This window comes from Leucobacter salsicius M1-8 (assembly GCF_000350525.1).
GTDB lineage: Bacteria > Actinomycetota > Actinomycetes > Actinomycetales > Microbacteriaceae > Leucobacter > Leucobacter salsicius.
In genome coordinates, this window is record NZ_AOCN01000010.1 from 105,599 (window position 1) to 122,517 (window position 16,919).

The window sequence follows — 16,919 nt, forward strand, 5'->3', positions numbered from 1 at the left end:
GAGCCGTCGTTACAACTTGTCTCCGTGCTTTTCACGGAGGTCGGACACGGCCCGATCGAGGTTCGGATCGTCACCGCGCGCGAGGCCCGCGTACTGCAGCACCACGCCGTCATCGGTGAGCACTGCCTTGACCCACATGCGGCGTCGGGCCACGAAGAGCGACCAGATCAGCCCCGCCATCGAGAGAATTGCGAAGATGAGAATGCCGGTTTGGGCGGGGTTACGCATCACGTCGAATGCCGCATAACGCGGAGTCGCTTCGAAGGTCAGCGTTCCCATACCGTTCGGCAGCTCCACGGTCTCGCCGGGCGCCAGCTCGAGCGACTTCTTGTCGATCGCGCGGCCCGTCAGCTGTTCCATGTTCGTGGTATCGAGCGAGTACACCGACTGGGGTACACCGCTGTCGATACCCAGGTCACCCGCAAACAGGTCCAGGGTGAGCACCGGGTTCTCCAGGTCAGGGAAGCTCGACGTGTACGCGCCCGTCTCGAGGTCAGTCTTGGTTGGGTAGAAGAACCCGCGCAGACCAATCTGGGTCTGCTCACCATCGGCCGTGGTGATGCCGTATGGCACCTTCACCACACCGAGCGACACCATGTTCGTATCCTGCGGAATGAACGGCATCGACTCGCTGTAGACGACCTCACCCTCCGCATTATGGATCGTGATGGTCGGCGCGTACCCGTTCGCGATGAGGTAGATCGGCGAACCGTGAACACGCAGTGGGTGGTTTACGCGAATGACGTGCTCCGACTCCGTGCCATCGGGGTCGGTGAGCTTCATGCTCGCGACATAGTCCTTGACCTGCCCGATAGCCGACACGTTGCCGTCCTCAGGGGACATGTACGACACATCAAGCGAGTCGAGCTTGAGGCTGAACGGCTCCAGCGATGAGCTATCGAAGCCGCGGCCAGCGTTCACGGTGTCATAGTCGATGAGCTGGTTGACCATGGTCTCACCCTCGATCAGCACCTTCTGCCCATTGAACGAGAACACTCCGCCCACACCGACGCACACGAGCACTCCCAAGAGTGCGAAGTGGAACAGCAGGTTGCCCGTCTCGCGCAGGTAGCCACGCTCGGCCGACACCGAAATCTCGGTTTGCCCGCGCCGGGTCACCACCCGCTGCACCACGGTGCGATACCTCGAACGCTGCAGAATATCGCGCGCTTCATTGACAGCCCGCGCCGCAAATTCCTCGCGCTCCTCGGGCGTCGCGCTCGGGTTCGAGACGCGCACCTCGGTGAACCCGGCCATCCGGTTCAACCGCGCAGGGGTCTTGGGAGGCGTACCGCGCCAGGCCTTCCAGTGGTGCACGAGGCGAGGCAGCACGCATCCAATGAGCGAGATAAACAGCAGCAGGTAGATCGCCGAGAACCACACCGAGCCGTAGACGTCGAACGCCTGAATCGGAAACGCGTCGAGCACGGGGAACATCTTGGGATGATCCACCTCGTACTGCAGCACGCCATTAGGGTCTGCGCTACGCTGCGGCAGCAGCGATCCCGGGATCGCGGCAACCGCGAGCAGCAGCAGCAGGATCAACGCGACCCGCATGCTCGTCAGCTGACGCCAGAACCAGCGGCCCCAGCCCTTCAGTCCGAGCTCGGGAGATTCCACCTGTACCGGCCCACCGGAGCCATCGTCATAATCAGAGGGGCGTGACATACCCGTCAATCACCGCCTGTAGTGCGAACATAATGTTGCTCCAAATGCCGGTCACCATAAGGAGACCAATGATGATCAGCAGCACGCCGCCAATCAGGTTCACGGTACGAATGTGCCGCTTAAAGAAAGTCATGGTCTGGGTCATCCAGCCGAAACCGAACGCCGCCAGAATGAATGGCAGCCCAAGTCCAATGCAGTAGGCCAGCGCCAGCACGACCGCGCGCGGCATCGAGTCCTGCTGCATAGCCAGCGCGGTGACGACGCCCAGAGTCGGGCCCATGCACGGCGCCCAGCCAATCGCGAACACGATCCCCAGCACGGGAGCCCCCAGGAGCCCCACTTTGGGGGTGATGCTGAGCTTGGTGGAGATCTGCATCTTGCTGAAGGCGCCCATGAACACGAGGCCCATCAGGATCACCACGGCACCCATCACCTGAATGATGATGTCTTGCCACTGCCACAGCCAGCGACCGAGAGAGTTCGCAAGAATGTTAATGAGCAGAAACACAATGGTGAACCCGAGAATGAACAGCAGTGCGCCTGCGAGCATGCGCCGACGCTCGCGCTTGCCCGCGTTCTTCGGGTCGGCGGCCGCAGTGCTCGTCTGCCCCGCGACGCCAGAAACGTAGGCGAGGTATCCGGGCACGAGCGGCAGCACACACGGCGACAGGAAAGACAGCAGACCCGCCGCAATCGCGATGAGCGAGGCGACGAGCACCTGCCCGTCTGCGACTATTCCAAAGACGTCCACCTCGGGTTAGGAATCCGCGTTGGGATCAGCCGTGCCCTGCTCAGCAAGGGTCTCGTTGATCAGCGTGCGCAGCTGCGATTCTCCAGCCAGCTGGCCGAGTACGCGGTGTGCCACGCGCCCTTCTGCGTCGAGCACGAGCGTCGTGGGCACTGCGTTCAGCGGCACTTGGCCTGCGAACGCCTGCTGCACCGCCCGGTTGCCCGGTCGGTCCATGATTGACGGGAACTCGACGCCAAACTCTTCAGAGAACTGGCGGGCCTGGGCCACCTGATCGCGGGTGTTGACGCCCAAGAATTTCACGCCCTGCGGCGAGAACTCGTTGTAGGCGGCCACGAGGTCGGGGGCCTCAAAGCGGCACGGGGCGCAGCCCGCGTACCAAAAGTTCACGACGGTCACCGAGCCGAGGGTGTCGGCGGAGCTGAAGGTATCTCCAGCCTCGGTCTCCCCCGAAAACTCGACGGGTTCGGTGCGTTCACTTGGCGCAATGCTGAGCGCTGAGCCGTCGCCCGAGACGTATCCCTTATCGCTCGACTCTTCCCACTGCTTTGCGAGATCGCTACCGCCCGAGCTGCACCCCGCGAGGCCCACCAGGCCAGCGAGCGACAGCGCGAGTACGGCACCGATCCGGCGCGAACGAGAGATCTTCAGCATTGTTACACCGCTCCCACATCGACCGCGTCGCCGAGCAGCCCAGCTGCCGGCGAGCGGTAGTCCACTTCAAACCATCGTTCGCCGCGCTTTTCGAAACTGGTAATGCTCGAAAGCTCACAACGGCGTGAGGAGGGGCTGTGGAATAGGGGCTTGCCAGCGACGTCGAGGTGCGTCACCCAAATGGGGTTCTGGTGGGCGACCATCACGATGTCGCCACCGCGGGTCGTTTCCCATGCGTCGTCCATCGCGGAACGCACGCGCGCGGCGATCTCACGATAGGGCTCGCCCCAGCTGGGACGAAAGGGATTGAGCAGCTTGTGCCAGTGGCGCGGGTTCTTGAACGCAGACTCCGAACCCGAGTTCACCATGCCTTCAAAGTAGTTCGTGGGCTCGATGATGCGCTCTTCAGTGATGATCTCGAGGCTCAGGGCACTCGCGATCGGACGCGCAGACTCCTGCGCGCGCAGCAGCGGCGACGCGTAGAGCCTCGCGACCGCGCGGTCGGCTGAAGCGATCTCAAGGGCTGCGGCCTCGGCCATCAGGTGGCCACGTTCAGACAGGTGGAATCCGGGCATGCGCCCGTACAGCACGAGATCGGGGTTGTGCACCTCGCCGTGGCGCACCAGATGCAAGAGTTTATCGCTCACACTCGCCATTGTACGTTTGCCAGGTGCCGCGACTCTGGGAACTCGGGCGGGCCACTTTTCGGGCGCTGTAAATGGGGTCGCGTTCTATGATCCGGATCATTACACGGGCGGCCGTGCCCCGATGCACACCAAGCACCATATGCGGCAGCTAGACTGTCGGGGTGACTGAGCGCGTATTGATTAAGAACCTCCCCTCCGTTGAGAACGGCACCACCGTGCGTGTCTCGGGCTGGGTCGAGAAAGTGCGCGATCAGCGCTATGTACAGTTCGTCGTGCTGCGCGACGAATCGGGGGCGGTGCAGCTCGTCAATGGCGGCGTGCTGCGCGAGGCGGATCCCGAGAACCCCCGCTCCGACGTTCTCGTGCCCCGCACGACCACTATCTCTGAGCTGACGCAGGGCAGCTTCGTGACCGTGACGGGCGAGCTGCAGCACAACGAGCGCGTCAAGCTCGGCGGCGTTGAGGTGCAGATCGAGACGATCGAGGTCGTCACGAAGTCGCTGCCCGACAACCCCGTTGCTGGCGACTCCAACATCGACGTGCGCCTCGATTGGCGCTTCCTCGACCTGCGTCGCCCCGAGCAGAACCTCGTGTTCCGCATCCAGACCACGCTGCTGCACGCAATGCGCAACGTGTGGGTCGACCGCGGCTTCATCGAGATCCAGACTCCCAAGCTCATGGCATCGGCCTCCGAGTCGCGCGCTGAGCTCTTCGAGGTCGAGTACTTCGAAGGCAAGGCATTCCTCGCGCAGAGCCCCCAGTTCTTCAAGCAGATGGCGCAGGCCGCTGGCTTCGGTGGCATCTTCGAGGTGGGCCCCGCCTTCCGCGCCGACCACTCGTTCACCTCGCGCCACGCGACCGAGTTCACCTCGATCGACACCGAGTTGTCGTGGATCGACTCGCACGAGGACGTCATGGAGCTGCACGAGGAGCTGCTCGTTGCTGCCCTCACCGCGGTGAAGGAGAAGCACGGCGAGGAGATCCAGAAGCTCTTCGGCATCGACGTCACCGTGCCGTCGCGCCCGTTCCCCCGCATCCCCCTGGCCGAGGCCAAGGAGATCGTCAAGGAGGAGGGCTACGAAATTCCTCGTGCCGACGCCGACATGGATCCCGAGGGCGAGCGCCGCATCTCGGCTCACGTCAAGAAGAAGTACGACCACGACTTCGTGTTCATCACCGATTACGCGACGTCGATTCGCCCGTTCTACCACATGCGTCACGCTGACAACCCCGAGCTGACCAACAGCTACGACTTGATCTACCGCGGCACCGAGATCTCTACGGGCGCGCAGCGCGAGCACCGTGTCGAGGTACTCGAGGCCCAGATCAAGGAGAAGGGCATGGACCCGGCCGAGCTGGGCTTCTACCTCGACTTCTTCCGCTACGGCGTCCCCTCGCACGGCGGCTTCGGCATGGGCCTCAACCGCGTACTGATGCTGCTGCTCGAGCAGTCATCGATCCGCGAGGTTACCTACCTCTTCCGCGGCCCGACGCGCCTCATGCCGTAATCGCGTTGCTTGCCGGGTTTCGATCCGGATCAAGGCCGCCTCCCGCTTGCGCGGGAGGCGGCCTTTTTGCTGGACGCTAGGGGCTTACGTTGCAGGTGGCTCTCCCTAACCCAAGTGCCGGCCAGACTCCAGTAACCGTTCTCGGGGATGACACCCATCCGCTCGAATGGACAATTTGCACGTTAAGCGTCCTTGTACCGCCAAGAACTGCGTTCAATAGCGCACCTGTAAGTGTCGTCGAATACACACCGCTGGACTCTACCGTCTTGAGGCTCGTGCCCAGAAGCGTATCAATTGCGGGAACCAATCCAGTCGACCCTGTGTAGCTAAATCCCGCATCCGCCAAAGTGTACCCAGCAGGGACTCTCCACTTAAGTGTGAGCTTGGAGCTCAACAGATTTAACAACGATCCATCGATGGCGCATTCCCCTCCATCTTCAGGTATCGGAACCGTGATCGCAGTAAATGTCCCCGCTGTTTGCTCCGTGTCGGTCCACGAGGCCTCAGTCCACTCCGGTGTCATCGCCGACGTTGCGGGGACCGCGAGCACCACGAGCATCAGCCCGGCCAGCAAGACGCCGATGCCCCGACGCATGCGCGGTGAGCGGCGCATCATGCTGCACCCCGCAGCTGCTTGGCTTTCTTGCGCATGGTTGCAAGGCCAGCCGCGGCGAGACCGGCGGTCACCGCCCCCAGACCGAGCAGGGCGGCCCATCTGGGATCAGCGCCTGTCTTCGACAGTGTTCCCACCGACCCTGGCCCCGCGGTGACGGTCTCGCTCTCACCGGTGGCTCGCACAATGAGTTCAACAGCTCCCTTCGCCGGCGCCGGAACAGTCGCCGACACCAGGAGCCACTCCTCTAAATTGTCAGCGTGCATTTCAAAGAGCGGAACATATTCGCCTTCGACTGACACGGGGGAAAGCGCATCGAGGCTTTTCATCTCACCTGAGCAGTGAGCATCAACCCACCGCACCGTACACGTCTGGTAGTCCAGTTCGAGCCCGAGTTCACGGGATCCCTGGGCTGCCACCGCGATGTTGATGTTGCCTGGATCTGCAGATGCCACGGCGATGCCAACCTGCCAGTACACGGGGACACCGGGCTGCATGGACAGCATCTTGGCGGGGTCGCCAATCGAGGTGAGGGTCAGGTGTTCGCCCCGCGTCACCGTTTCCTCCTGGTTAGATGGTGCCGGCCCGGGCCTCCCCGACAGTGGCTGGGCAGCCTCTGCCGAAGCGGCCATCGGATGCGCCAGCGCGAGTCCTGCTCCAACCGCAACAGCGAGCAGTCCCACGGCCGCGCCCGTGCCGGAACGCTTCGTGGCAGCGCTGGCATCAACTGGTCTTTGCCTGCGAGATTCGTCACCACCTCGTCGCCGCCCCCGCGCAGACTTCGGCCAAAACGCCCAAGTAACGAGCACTGAGGTGGCAATCGTGAGCGATCCAAGCACCCATGGATTTGCAAACCACACAACGACGTGCGCAAGCCCGGGGACCGAAACCAGTACCCGTCGCGCCTCCGCCACCGTATATTGGAGCGGATCCTCGGCTTGGTTGGCATCACCCTTCATGGTGATGGTGCGTTCGGTGCCCGTTCCAGTGACGGACGTGACCCGGTGGGTCACCGGTAGGCTCTCGCCTCGGTCAACCGTAAGTACATCGCCAATCCGAATATCGGCTGCAGGAATCTGTTTTACAACGGCAAGTGAGCCTGCCGGAATTGTGGGCGACATCGACCCCGTCTTGAACATGATCAGGGTGGTATTGAAGGCCACAGACAGAACAATGAGGACGACAAAGACGAGACCACCGAGGGCTGCAAGGTTTAAGAGGGTACCGCCGACAAAGCTTCCTACTCTTCGGTGGAAAGGCTGAAGCCTATTCGTTCGCGATGGAGGTTGCCCTGTGGTCTCAACCTCGGCCATAACCTGACTTCTCAGAGGCCCCATAATTCCCCTCCTCTCAACGTCCTACTGGTGCTCGTCCAGTTCCTCGCCCGCGCTACGAGCTTGACGTTCCAGTGAAGCTCCAAGTTGCCGTGGCAGTTTGGCCTTGAGCGGCGTTCGCTGTCCCTGAAGGAAGCGTCACCTCGAAGCAGTACGCCACTGGAGTACCACCCGCGATTGCTACGGACTGACCAGCAGAAGCGCCCACTGTGAGCATTGAATTCTGCGGAACTACGGAGGTGCCTGTTGCAAACGTCGTTGCATTGCACGCACTTGCAGCAGGAATCGTTCGTACTCCGTACCTCAAATGGGAAGCTAGACCACCCGAAACCGTCGCGCCTCCAAGCACGACCGTTCCGGTGACGTCTGTGGCGGCCGTGGTCTTCACCAGAAACCTCGAAAAAGTCTTAGTATCTGGTGACAGAGCAAGCGGTACACCTGCAAACACCAGTGTTCCCGGTGAGCCCAATGGATGATCGGCGTACGATGTGCCGTCCATCGAACCCACTATGCCAAAGGTACTCGTTTTGAACGACCCGCCGCATACTCAGTGTCGGTCCAGGCCGCGAGAGTGAGCGACCCGCCCACCCCCAGCACCAGAGCTCCTGCGAGCACTGCGCGCACCCGAGTGAACATCGTCTGTCTCGCGCTACGTTCACCGCGTGCAGCGCGGCGTCTACCACGCCACGCTGCACGCCATGCGCAGCGCGAGTCGCACTACGCTTCGTCATGATCTGCTAGATCGCGTCAGCGGATTCTGCGTCAAACGTCCAGACAACTGTGCCTGTCGCGTTTGGCTGGATTATGCTGCCGGCCGCCACCTTGAAACACAGGTACTGAGGCGTCGTTACTGCTGCGAGCGAGAAGGTGGTTCCATTCTCGTTCGTACCCGCAGCATAGGTGGTGGCGTTGCACGTGGCAGACGTCGTGTACACGTAGCTTGCAGTAGTGCCAGCAAGGGCAGCAGTATCAATCTGAGAGACCGTCACGTCTGCCTGGTTGGTCGACGTGGAGATCAGCTGGACCGCAAAGCTCGCATACACCGCTTCGTTCGGCGCAAGATTGTCGGCGTCCAGCCCAAAGTTCAGGGTTGCCGCGGCAGCCTCGGTGGCATGTTCCCCAAAGGTGGTTCCGTCCGCTGAGCCTTCAATACCGAAGGCTCCGCCGCTTCCAAAAACTCCCTTTGCCCATTCCTGGTCGGTCCACGCGGCCAGCGTGATTGCAGCTCCCACGCCGAGTACCAGCCCACCCGCTAGCACCGCCCGAACTCAGGATACGTGACAGGTGATGGTTTAACCAATCCTCTATGAGTAAAAATTGCTTACTGCCCGGGCATCCTCTTTGCATTTACGGTTCAGTCCTTAGCGCCAGAATCACCTCAAAGTGTGCGCCGCACCACGACCACCGTGTCCTCGAGGTGGTGCGGGTGTCCGTCCTGACCCGCCGCTTCCCGCACACCCTCACGTTCGCGCACCTCGGCGACCTCGACGACCCAGCCATCGACTTCGCGCACCTCGGCGCTAAGCCCCAGACCGAGCAGCTCCAGCTCACCTGAGGGCGACAAGAAGTCGAAATGATGGTTGTTCTCCATCGACGGCGGCGGAGCCACGTGCGTCAAGACGACGAGTCGTCCGCCGGGCGCCAATCGGGTGAGGGCCGCCTGCAGGATGCGCTGACGAGGCAGCTCGACCGGGGAGAGCATAAAGCTCGCGGTGATGAGATCGAACGGCTGGTCGGAGCCGTCGATCTCTGCGCCCCGTTCGATCCACTCCCCCAGGTCAGCCGCGACGAAGCGCGCATTGCTAAGGCCCCTATCCGCGGCCTCGGCGACCGCACGATCCACTGCGGTCGCCGACAGGTCAATCCCGGTCGCCTGCCAACCGCGCTCGGCAAACCACAGCACATCGCCACCCTCGCCACACCCAAGGTCGAGTGATCGGCCGGGTGCTAGATCAGCGGTCACTGCGGCGAGCGATTCATTTACGTGGCCCGACCAGATGCGATCGGACTCTGAGTATCGTCGCTCCCAGAACGTGGTCGGATCCTCATGCGGGTCCTGCTGGGCGTGCGCGCTGCCGTGGGTGTGAGTGCCGTGTTCAGTCATCCTTTAACCCTGACGCGTCCATGCAATACTTGCAATATGGTTTGCGAAAACAGCAAGGAGGTTCGCGATGAACGAACTTGAGCACCTGGGCCCGCGGCTGCGGGCCGCCCGTCAGGAGCGCGGCTGGACCCTTGACGACCTCGCGGGCCGAGCCGACATGTCCAGCAGCACCCTCTCCCGTCTCGAATCGGGCAAGCGCCAGGCTAGCCTCGAGCTACTGCTCCCGCTGACTCGCCAACTGGGGATCCGGATCGATGATCTCCTCGACCCGCCCGATCGCGACCCCCGCGTGCATCGGCAGGCGATCCGGCGCGAGGGGCTCACGATCGCGCCGCTCACGCGCGAGGAATCTGACGTGCGCGCGTTCAAGATCACCTACCACCCGGGGGCTCCGGATCGGCCGCTGCAGATCCACGAGGGGCACGAGTGGCTCTATGTGCTGTCGGGCCGGCTGCGGCTCGTGCTCGGTGACCGCGAACACGTGCTCGAGCGAGGCGAGGCCGCTGAGTTCGACACCACGACGCCGCATTCGATGCGCGCTGAGGGCACGAAGCCCGCCGAGGTCATCAGCCTCTTCAACACCGCAGGCGAGCGGCTGCACCTGCACGCACCGGAGTGAGCTGGCAGCACCCGCTACGCGCTCGGCTCCCCCAGCGATAGCATCAGCCGGTTCGCCCAGTTAAAGAAGGCACCCGCCTGCACCACGTCGAGCAGCTCGAGCGCACCGAGCCCCGCCTCCTCAAGCGCGGCAACCTCGGCATCGCTGAACCGGGGTGGGGTCGAAGTCAGCGCGACCGTCGCTCCGATGATGGCGTCCCATCGTTCGCCGAAACTTGCGCGAACACCCTCGTCGAGCAGCCGCTGCACGTCATCGGCTGCGGCCCCCTGCTCGACCGCGAAGCGTGCGTGAACCGACGCGCAGAACACGCAGCCCGTAAACCGCGACGAGGCCGCCGCCGCAACCTCGCGCTCGGCCCGAGGCAGGCCCGCATCGGTGTTGAAGAAGATGTCGAGGTCGGTCAGCGTGCGCTCGCGCAGTGCTTCGGGGTCGCGCGCCAACAGCCGAAAATAGGGCATGTGAATGCGATCCGGCTCGATGAGCGCGTCCCGGTGCTGCTGCGTGAATTCAGTGGCCGGCAGCGGCTCGAGCCACGGCTTCCAGCCCAGCGGCTCACGCGTGAAGCGCGCGGGCTGCGTCACCCGCGGCGCCTCGGGCAGCCGCTCGACGGTGCTCGCGCCGACGGCGGTGCTGGGAGTATCTGCGTGCGATCCGGATCGGTGCCGCGCCGCCGCCGCAGCCTGGCGCGCGAGCTGGTCGAGGTCGTGGGCCGCCGCGCGCGCGCCCGCCCCGGTGTCCGCGTGAACGCCGATCACGCGGAGCCCCTCGGCCACCCGCAGTTGGAAAGTCAAGAACGAGATTAGTTGTGACAGGGTCACGATGCCGGTAGTGCTCCATCCGACTTCGAGGAGCTTTCCGAGGTGCTCGCGGCTCGCGTCGCGCGGGTGCAGGACGAGCAGGTGGGCGTGCTCGAGCGCGGCGGCGAGCCGGTCACCGAGCGCGTAAGCGGCCTCGACCGAGTCGACGGAGTACACGGGCCCGTCGACGCTTTCTGCTTTGTTATCGGCGTGGAATGTCCCGTAGGGCCCTGCACCCGCAGCGCTCGTTGCCTCGGCCACAATGAGCGGCTCGAGGCCCGGGCCGCCACCGGTTTCTCGCAGCAGTGCGCCGTAGAACGCCGCCGCCTCGGGCTGGTCGTGCAGCCGGGCGACGAAGAGGGCGACGGCGGCACGCTCGGCGAGCGACACATCGGCGGTGTTGGCCGGAACGAAGAGTGCCTGGAAGCTGCCTTGTGCGTGGGTGCGCGCCTCGGGGCGGCGATCGCGGGCGAGGGCTTGCGGGCTGCCCGGTTGGATCGCGGCGAGCGCGTCGATGATGTCGGGGAGCTCGGTGGTTGTCGTTGTTGCTGTTGCGGCTGCAGTCAGGGTCAGTGCGTCAGTCATGTCATGCTCCTGGGAGGTGGTTGGGTGGTCGAAGATGGGGGTGCTGCTGCTGGGGTCTCGCCAGAAGCATCAATCTCTCGTTAACCATCACAAACTCGGAATTATTGATGCTTGGAGCGAGATTGATGCTTGAAGCTACGCCGGGTGCGACGCCGGCACGGCGCGGGCGTGAGCTACCGGATGGTGCGTTGGCCGGGGATCGCGTCGAGCAGCTGCCGCGTGTACGGATGCTGCGGATTTGAGAACACCTGCTCGGCGTCGCCGTGCTCGACCTGCTGGCCGCGCTGTAGCACCGACACCGTGTCAGAGATCTGCCTGACGACGGCGAGGTCGTGCGAGATGAACACGTAGGTGAGCCCGAGCTCGCGCTGCAGCTCGGCGAGTAGCCGCAGGATCTGGGCTTGCACGGTCACGTCGAGCGCCGACACCGCCTCGTCGAGCACGACGAGTTCGGGCTCTACGATGAGGGCTCGGGCAATCGCGACGCGTTGGCGTTGCCCGCCCGACAGCTCGTGTGGCTTGCGCTTCGCGAACGCGGCGGGCAGCGCCACCAGCTCGAGCGCGCTGGCGACTCGGGCTCCCGCGTCGCGGCGAGTGCCGATACCGAAGTTGCGCAACGGCTCAGTGAGCGTCTGCCCAATCGTGCGGCGCGGATCGAGCGAACCGTACGGGTTTTGGTACACGAGCTGTGTGGTGCGGCGAAACTCGCGCAATGCCGCGCCCGCGAGCCCGGTCACCTCGATTCCAGCTGGCACAGCTCTTGCTGGCGCTGCACCGGCGGCAAAGACCCGAATGCTTCCCGCGGTCGGCCGGGTGAGCCCCGCGATCGCACGGCCCGTGGTCGTCTTACCCGATCCCGACTCCCCGACGATCGCGTGAGTCGTCCCGCGCGGCACCGTGAAGCTGACATTGTCGACCGCCACGAAGGGCTCGGCCCCACGGGCCCCGCGAAACTCCTGCCGCAGGTTGCTCACGGTGAGCAAGCTCGGCACCGCGAGCGGCCCGACCGTGCGAGCCTCGGCGGCCGTGCCCGTTTCGGCGGCTGCGAGATCCGGATCAATGCTTGCCACCTCGGTCACCTGCACCGCAGCCCACTCGGCGTCGGCCCCCGTCACGACCGCACCTGGGCGCACTGCCACGCGATCCCGCTCGACCACGCGCCCAAACGCGGGCGCATCGGCGATCAGCTGCCGCGTGTAGGCAGAGGCCGGCGATGACAGCACCTGCGCGGCGGGCCCCGTCTCCTGCACCTCGCCACCCCGCATCACCACGACGGAGTCGGCGCGATCCGCCGCCACCGCGAGGTCGTGCGTGATGAACAGCACGCCCGTGCCCTGCTCCTTGCGCAGGGTGTCGAGCAGATCGAGCACCGTGCGCTGCACGGTGACGTCGAGCGCGCTCGTGGGTTCGTCGGCAATGATCAGCTCGGGCGTGGACGCGATCGCGGCCGCGATCAGCACGCGCTGCCGCATGCCGCCCGACAGCTCGTGCGGATGCTGTTTGGCCCGGCGCGGGGAATCGTCGATGCCCACCTGGTCGAGCAGCTCGATCACGCGGGCCCGGATCTTGGCGCGGTCCCGCCAGCCGTGAATACGCAGCGACTCGGCGACGCTCGCGCCGATCGTCGCGATCGGGTTGAGCGAGTTACCCGGATCCTGCGGAATCAGCGCGATGCACCGCCCGCGCAGGTCGTGCCAGTGCCGCTCGGCAAGCCCGGTCAACTCTGTATGGCCCGAGCGGCGCTCGTTGAACACGATGCTGCCGCGCACGACGTGGCCGTTCGCGGGCAGCAGGCCGATGACGGCCTGCGCGACGCTCGTCTTGCCCGAGCCCGACTCCCCCACGACTGCCGTGACCTCGCCCGCGGCGACGTCGAAGCTCACGCCGCGCACAGCGTCGACGAGCCCGGCGCGCGTACGGTACTGGACGGCGAGGTCGCGCACGCTGAGCAGTGGAGCCGGATCGGTGCGCGCGGCCGCTTGTGCGGCCGCGAGGTCCTGGGTGGGTGAGCTGGTGACGTTCATGACTGCTTTCCTTGTTCGATCGCTCTGCTGAGCCGGTTGCTCGCGACGACGACGAGCACCACGACGAGGCCCGGCAAAACGGTGAGCCACCAGGCGGTGGCGACATAGTTGCGTCCCTCGGCGATGAGCAGCCCCCACTCGGGGGTGGGCGGCGGGGCGCCGTAGCCGAGAAACCCGAGGGTCGAGATCTGCAGAATGGCCGAGCCGAGCTGTAGCGCTGCGAGCGCGATCACGGCGGTGACCGAGTTCGGCAGCACGTGCCGCCACAGCACGCCCCAGAAGGTTCCGCCGGAGCCGTATGCCGCCTCGACGAACTCGCTGGCGCGTACGCTCACCACTTGGGCCCGTGCGAGCCTCGCGAACACCGCGACCGACGTGATGCCGACCGCAATCGCCGCGTTCGTGGTGCCGAAGCCCAGCAGAATCACGACACTCAGAGACAACAGCAGCGTCGGGATCGCGAGCAGCACGTCGACGACGCGCATCAGCGCCTCGTCGACGAGGCCACCCGTGGCGCCGGCGGTGACGCCGATGAGCGAACCAAACACGAGGCCTACAAGCACCGCGATGAGCGCCGCCGAGATCGACTGCGAGGCGCCGTAGACCACCCGCGCATACACGTCGCGGCCGGTCGCGTCGGTGCCGAACCAGTGACCGGGCCCGGGGGCCTGCAGCGCCGCCCCCACCTGTTCGGTGGGGCTCACCGAGGTGAACAGGCCGGGCGCGAGCGCCCAGGCGAGGGCGACGAGCAGGATCACGGCGGGGGGGGGGGGGCCCGCCGTGGTGCGAAGCCTCCGGGCGGCCGGGCTGAGGGTGCGCACGGGGCGTCGGGAGCCGGGGGTGGGCGATCCGGAGCCCGCGTGCGCGGCGCCAGTTTCGGCGTGCGCGGGAGTTTCCCGCGCAGGAGTTTCGGCCGGTGCTGTGGCGGTCATGACTGCACTCCTTCGGAAATCGGTTGCGGCTGGGCTGCCTGTTGGGTTGTCGACTTGGCCGGCGCCCGCTGCCGCAGCCGCGCGTCGAGCACGGGGTAGAGCAGGTCAACGATCAGGTTGATGGTCACGAACACGGCGGCCGCGATCACGACGACGGCGAGCAGCACGGGGGTGTCGCGCTGGGCGACGGCCTGGGCGGTGAGGCTGCCGATACCGACACGGCCGAAGACGGCCTCGGTGACGATCGCGCCGCCCACCAGTTCACCGAAGAGCAGGCCCGCCATGGTGAGCGCGGGCAGCAGCGCGTTGGGGGCGACGTTGCGCCACAGCAGCCACGAGGTGCTCGCCCCGCGTGCCCGCACGACGTTCACGAAGGGTTGCTCGCGCACCTCGTCGATGCTGCGCAGGAATACCTGCGCGAGCGGGGCCGCAATGGGAATCATGAGCGTAATCGCGGGCAACACGAGGGCCTGAGCGGGGCTCGCCCCAATCACCGGAATCAGGCCGAGTTTGAACGAGAACACCTGGATCAAGACGATGCCGATCCAGAACACGGGCAGCGAAACGAACAGGGGCGGCAGATTGCGCATTGCGCGCCGCAGCCAATGGAAGCGGCCAAAGCTTGCGGTGAACGCGATCGTGACCGCGAGAAACACGGCACCGACCAGGGCGATCGTCGCGAGGGTGAGCGTCGACGGCAGTGCCTCGGCCAGTAGGTCAGACACCTTGGCCCCGCTGTACACCGAGTACCCAAGGTCGCCGCGCAGAAACGCACCGATCGAGTCAAAGTAGCGCACGATCAGAGGCTGGTCTGCACCGTACGAGGCTCGAATTTCTGCGAGCTGATCGGGCGTGAGTCCCAGGTCGGGGCTGCCGTAGCGCGCCAGCACGGCGTCACCGGGCAGCGCCGAGAGCAGCACAAAGGCCGCCGTGTACGCGAGGGCGAGGACGAGCACCGCCTGTCCGATGCGCCGCGCGAGCGCGCCGCCGGTCACTTGCTGAGGCTCACGTTGTAGAAGGACGGGCGGCCGATCGACTCGGTTGCAAAGCCCTTGACACGGTCATTGAGCCCAAACACCTGCGGCTCCTCGAACAGCGGCAACACGTAGGCCTGTTCGGCGATGTGCTGCTGGGCGGCGGCCGAAGCCTGCTGACGCTCCTCCTTCGTGGGGACCGACGCGATTTCGGCGAGCAGCCCGTCGAGGGCTGCGTCCGCTACGGCGCCCGTCGTTGAGTCGACGTTTTGCAGCGCGTTTCGGTTCGCTGAGAAGTACTGCGACTTCAGCACGTCGAAGTCGGCACGGCCAACCATCGAGTGGTACACCTGGATCGTGCCGGCATCCTTTTGCGCCTGATCCTGCGCGGCCTGGTCGCCCGCGAACAGGTTGACCTCGATACCAATCGGGGCGAGCTGCTCCTGGATCAGGGTCACCACCTCACGCGATCGCGGCTGCGGCAGCGCCTCGTTGAACGTCAGCGAAAGCCGCTCGCCGTCCTTCGCACGCACGCCGTCAGACGCGGTCTTCCAGCCCGCCTCGTCGAGCAGCTTGGCCGCGAGCTTTGGGTCGTGCTCGTAGAACGACGAGGTATCGGTGTAGCCGAGCGCCCCCTTGGCGAGCACGCCGGTCGCGAGCGGGTAGCTCTCGCTGAACAGAGTATTGACGATGGCCTCGCGGTCGATGCCCGCAATAATCGCGCGGCGCACGTTGACGTCGGCGAGCAACGGGTTGGTGGGCCTAAAGTTGAGGCCGTTATTGACGCCGTTGGTGGGGGCCGCGACGATGCTGAGGCCGTCTGCCGCGAACTGCGGCTCGTCAGGTGCGGGGATGGTGCGTGCGATGTCTGCCTGGCCCGAGACGACGGTGCCCACGCGCACGCTGTCCTCGCCGGCAACGATCACGTTGATGCCGTCGATCTGCGCGGCGCCCTGGTGCTCGCTTGACGGCGGTGCCCAGTCGTAGTCCTCACGTGTCTCGAGCGTGAGCTCGCTGCCGAGCTTCTCGTCAGTGACCACAAACGGGCCGCTACCGATGATCTCGGCCGCGTTCCCCGGGCCGAACTCCTCGTTCGTGCGGTCAAGCGTGGCGTTCGCGAGCAGCCCCGAGTTGATCGTTGAAACGGCCTGCGCGAACCCCGGCGACGGTGCCGAGAAGACGAACTTCACGGTGTGTGCATCGACGACCTCGCCGTGGTCATAGTTGTTGATCGCCTCTGACACGGACAGCGCATCCGCCTCGTCGCCGAGCCCGTACAGGTCGAAGTTCTTGACGACGTTCTCGGCATCGAGCGGGGTGCCATCCGAATAGGTGACGCCCTCACGCAGCTTGAACGTGTACTCGGTGGCATCGGCGTTGACCTCGGGCAGCTCGGTTGCGATCCACGGCTCGAGCTCGAGCGTCTCGGGGTTCTGGTGCAGCAGCCGGTCAGTGATCTGGTTGATCACGCCGCCGTTGGGATAGAACCCGCCCGCCGGCGGATACAGCGTGTTCCAGGTCTGGGGCTCGAGGTAGGTGAGAGTGCCCCCGCCCGCGGCGTTGGCCGCGGCATCGCCACCACCAGCCCCCGACGAGCAGCCGGTGAGCGCAATCACGCTTACGGCAGCCGCCGCGATCCATGTGAGGTGACGCTTTTTCATGAGTGTTCCGTTCTGTGACGGCGGCGCTCGATTTGCGCCACGCATTGAAGC

Annotated in this window: 15 protein-coding genes; 2 read left to right on the forward strand and 13 right to left on the reverse strand. The window is 65.1% G+C overall.

The genetic code is table 11. From position 1 onward, the window contains the following. Positions 1-9: 9 nt before the first annotated feature. Genes resB through C795_RS0103495 form a run of 4 tightly spaced genes read right to left on the reverse strand, consistent with a single transcriptional unit; the run spans position 10 to position 3,726 of the window. On the reverse strand, positions 10-1,668 hold the full coding sequence (gene resB / locus C795_RS0103480; RefSeq protein ID WP_017792369.1) for a cytochrome c biogenesis protein ResB: 1,659 nt from the start codon (positions 1,666-1,668) through the stop codon (positions 10-12). Beyond that, a complete protein-coding gene (locus C795_RS0103485) occupies positions 1,652-2,419 on the reverse strand; it encodes a cytochrome c biogenesis CcdA family protein (protein WP_026139419.1) in 768 nt (255 codons plus the stop codon). The genes resB and C795_RS0103485 overlap by 17 nt, the downstream gene beginning before the upstream one ends. 6 nt (positions 2,420-2,425) lie before the next feature. Beyond that, the gene (locus C795_RS0103490; protein ID WP_017792371.1) at positions 2,426-3,070 is read right to left on the reverse strand and encodes a TlpA disulfide reductase family protein; all 645 of its coding nucleotides are present in this window, start codon (positions 3,068-3,070) and stop codon (positions 2,426-2,428) included. Between the two features lie 2 nt (positions 3,071-3,072). After that, the gene (locus C795_RS0103495; RefSeq protein WP_017792372.1) at positions 3,073-3,726 is read right to left on the reverse strand and encodes a histidine phosphatase family protein; all 654 of its coding nucleotides are present in this window, start codon (positions 3,724-3,726) and stop codon (positions 3,073-3,075) included. 152 nt (positions 3,727-3,878) lie between these two features. On the opposite strand from C795_RS0103495, the gene aspS reads away from it, so the two are divergent. Continuing rightward, complete coding sequence (gene aspS, locus C795_RS0103500) at positions 3,879-5,225, forward strand: aspartate--tRNA(Asn) ligase (protein WP_198008421.1); 1,347 nt, start codon at positions 3,879-3,881, stop codon at positions 5,223-5,225. A gap of 612 nt (positions 5,226-5,837) precedes the next feature. Here the strand turns inward: aspS and C795_RS16805 are convergent. The 4 genes from C795_RS16805 to C795_RS0103515 all read right to left on the reverse strand — a co-directional run bounded on the left by C795_RS16805 (position 5,838) and on the right by C795_RS0103515 (position 9,276). Further along, the gene (locus C795_RS16805; RefSeq protein WP_332248452.1) at positions 5,838-7,175 is read right to left on the reverse strand and encodes a signal peptidase I; all 1,338 of its coding nucleotides are present in this window, start codon (positions 7,173-7,175) and stop codon (positions 5,838-5,840) included. A 504-nt stretch (positions 7,176-7,679) separates the two neighbouring features. After that, complete coding sequence (locus C795_RS17810; protein ID WP_408605753.1) at positions 7,680-7,808, reverse strand: SipW-dependent-type signal peptide-containing protein; 129 nt, start codon at positions 7,806-7,808, stop codon at positions 7,680-7,682. Between the two features lie 101 nt (positions 7,809-7,909). Then, the gene (locus C795_RS16485; RefSeq protein WP_017792375.1) at positions 7,910-8,431 is read right to left on the reverse strand and encodes a SipW-dependent-type signal peptide-containing protein; all 522 of its coding nucleotides are present in this window, start codon (positions 8,429-8,431) and stop codon (positions 7,910-7,912) included. A 119-nt stretch (positions 8,432-8,550) separates the two neighbouring features. Continuing rightward, entirely contained in the window at positions 8,551-9,276 is a 726-nt protein-coding gene (locus C795_RS0103515; RefSeq protein WP_017792376.1) for a class I SAM-dependent methyltransferase, read from the reverse strand. A 67-nt stretch (positions 9,277-9,343) separates the two neighbouring features. Between C795_RS0103515 and C795_RS0103520 the strand changes: the two genes are divergently transcribed. Continuing rightward, a complete protein-coding gene (locus C795_RS0103520) occupies positions 9,344-9,895 on the forward strand; it encodes a helix-turn-helix domain-containing protein (RefSeq protein ID WP_017792377.1) in 552 nt (183 codons plus the stop codon). A gap of 14 nt (positions 9,896-9,909) precedes the next feature. On the opposite strand, the gene C795_RS0103525 is transcribed toward C795_RS0103520, so the two are convergent. The 5 genes from C795_RS0103525 to C795_RS0103545 all read right to left on the reverse strand — a co-directional run bounded on the left by C795_RS0103525 (position 9,910) and on the right by C795_RS0103545 (position 16,868). Then, complete coding sequence (locus C795_RS0103525; RefSeq protein WP_017792378.1) at positions 9,910-11,277, reverse strand: alkylhydroperoxidase domain protein; 1,368 nt, start codon at positions 11,275-11,277, stop codon at positions 9,910-9,912. A gap of 173 nt (positions 11,278-11,450) precedes the next feature. Beyond that, entirely contained in the window at positions 11,451-13,301 is a 1,851-nt protein-coding gene (locus C795_RS0103530; protein WP_017792379.1) for a dipeptide ABC transporter ATP-binding protein, read from the reverse strand. Beyond that, a complete protein-coding gene (locus tag C795_RS0103535) occupies positions 13,298-14,233 on the reverse strand; it encodes an ABC transporter permease (protein WP_017792380.1) in 936 nt (311 codons plus the stop codon). The genes C795_RS0103530 and C795_RS0103535 overlap by 4 nt, the downstream gene beginning before the upstream one ends. Further along, positions 14,230-15,228 (reverse strand): ABC transporter permease, encoded by a 999-nt coding sequence (locus C795_RS0103540; RefSeq protein WP_017792381.1) that lies wholly within the window; start codon positions 15,226-15,228, stop codon positions 14,230-14,232. Before C795_RS0103540 ends, C795_RS0103535 begins: the two co-directional genes overlap by 4 nt. Then, positions 15,225-16,868 carry a TIGR04028 family ABC transporter substrate-binding protein gene (locus C795_RS0103545; protein WP_017792382.1) on the reverse strand — a complete coding sequence of 548 codons (1,644 nt, stop codon included), beginning with the start codon at positions 16,866-16,868 and terminating at the stop codon, positions 15,225-15,227. Before C795_RS0103545 ends, C795_RS0103540 begins: the two co-directional genes overlap by 4 nt. Between the last annotated feature and the right edge of the window lie 51 nt (positions 16,869-16,919).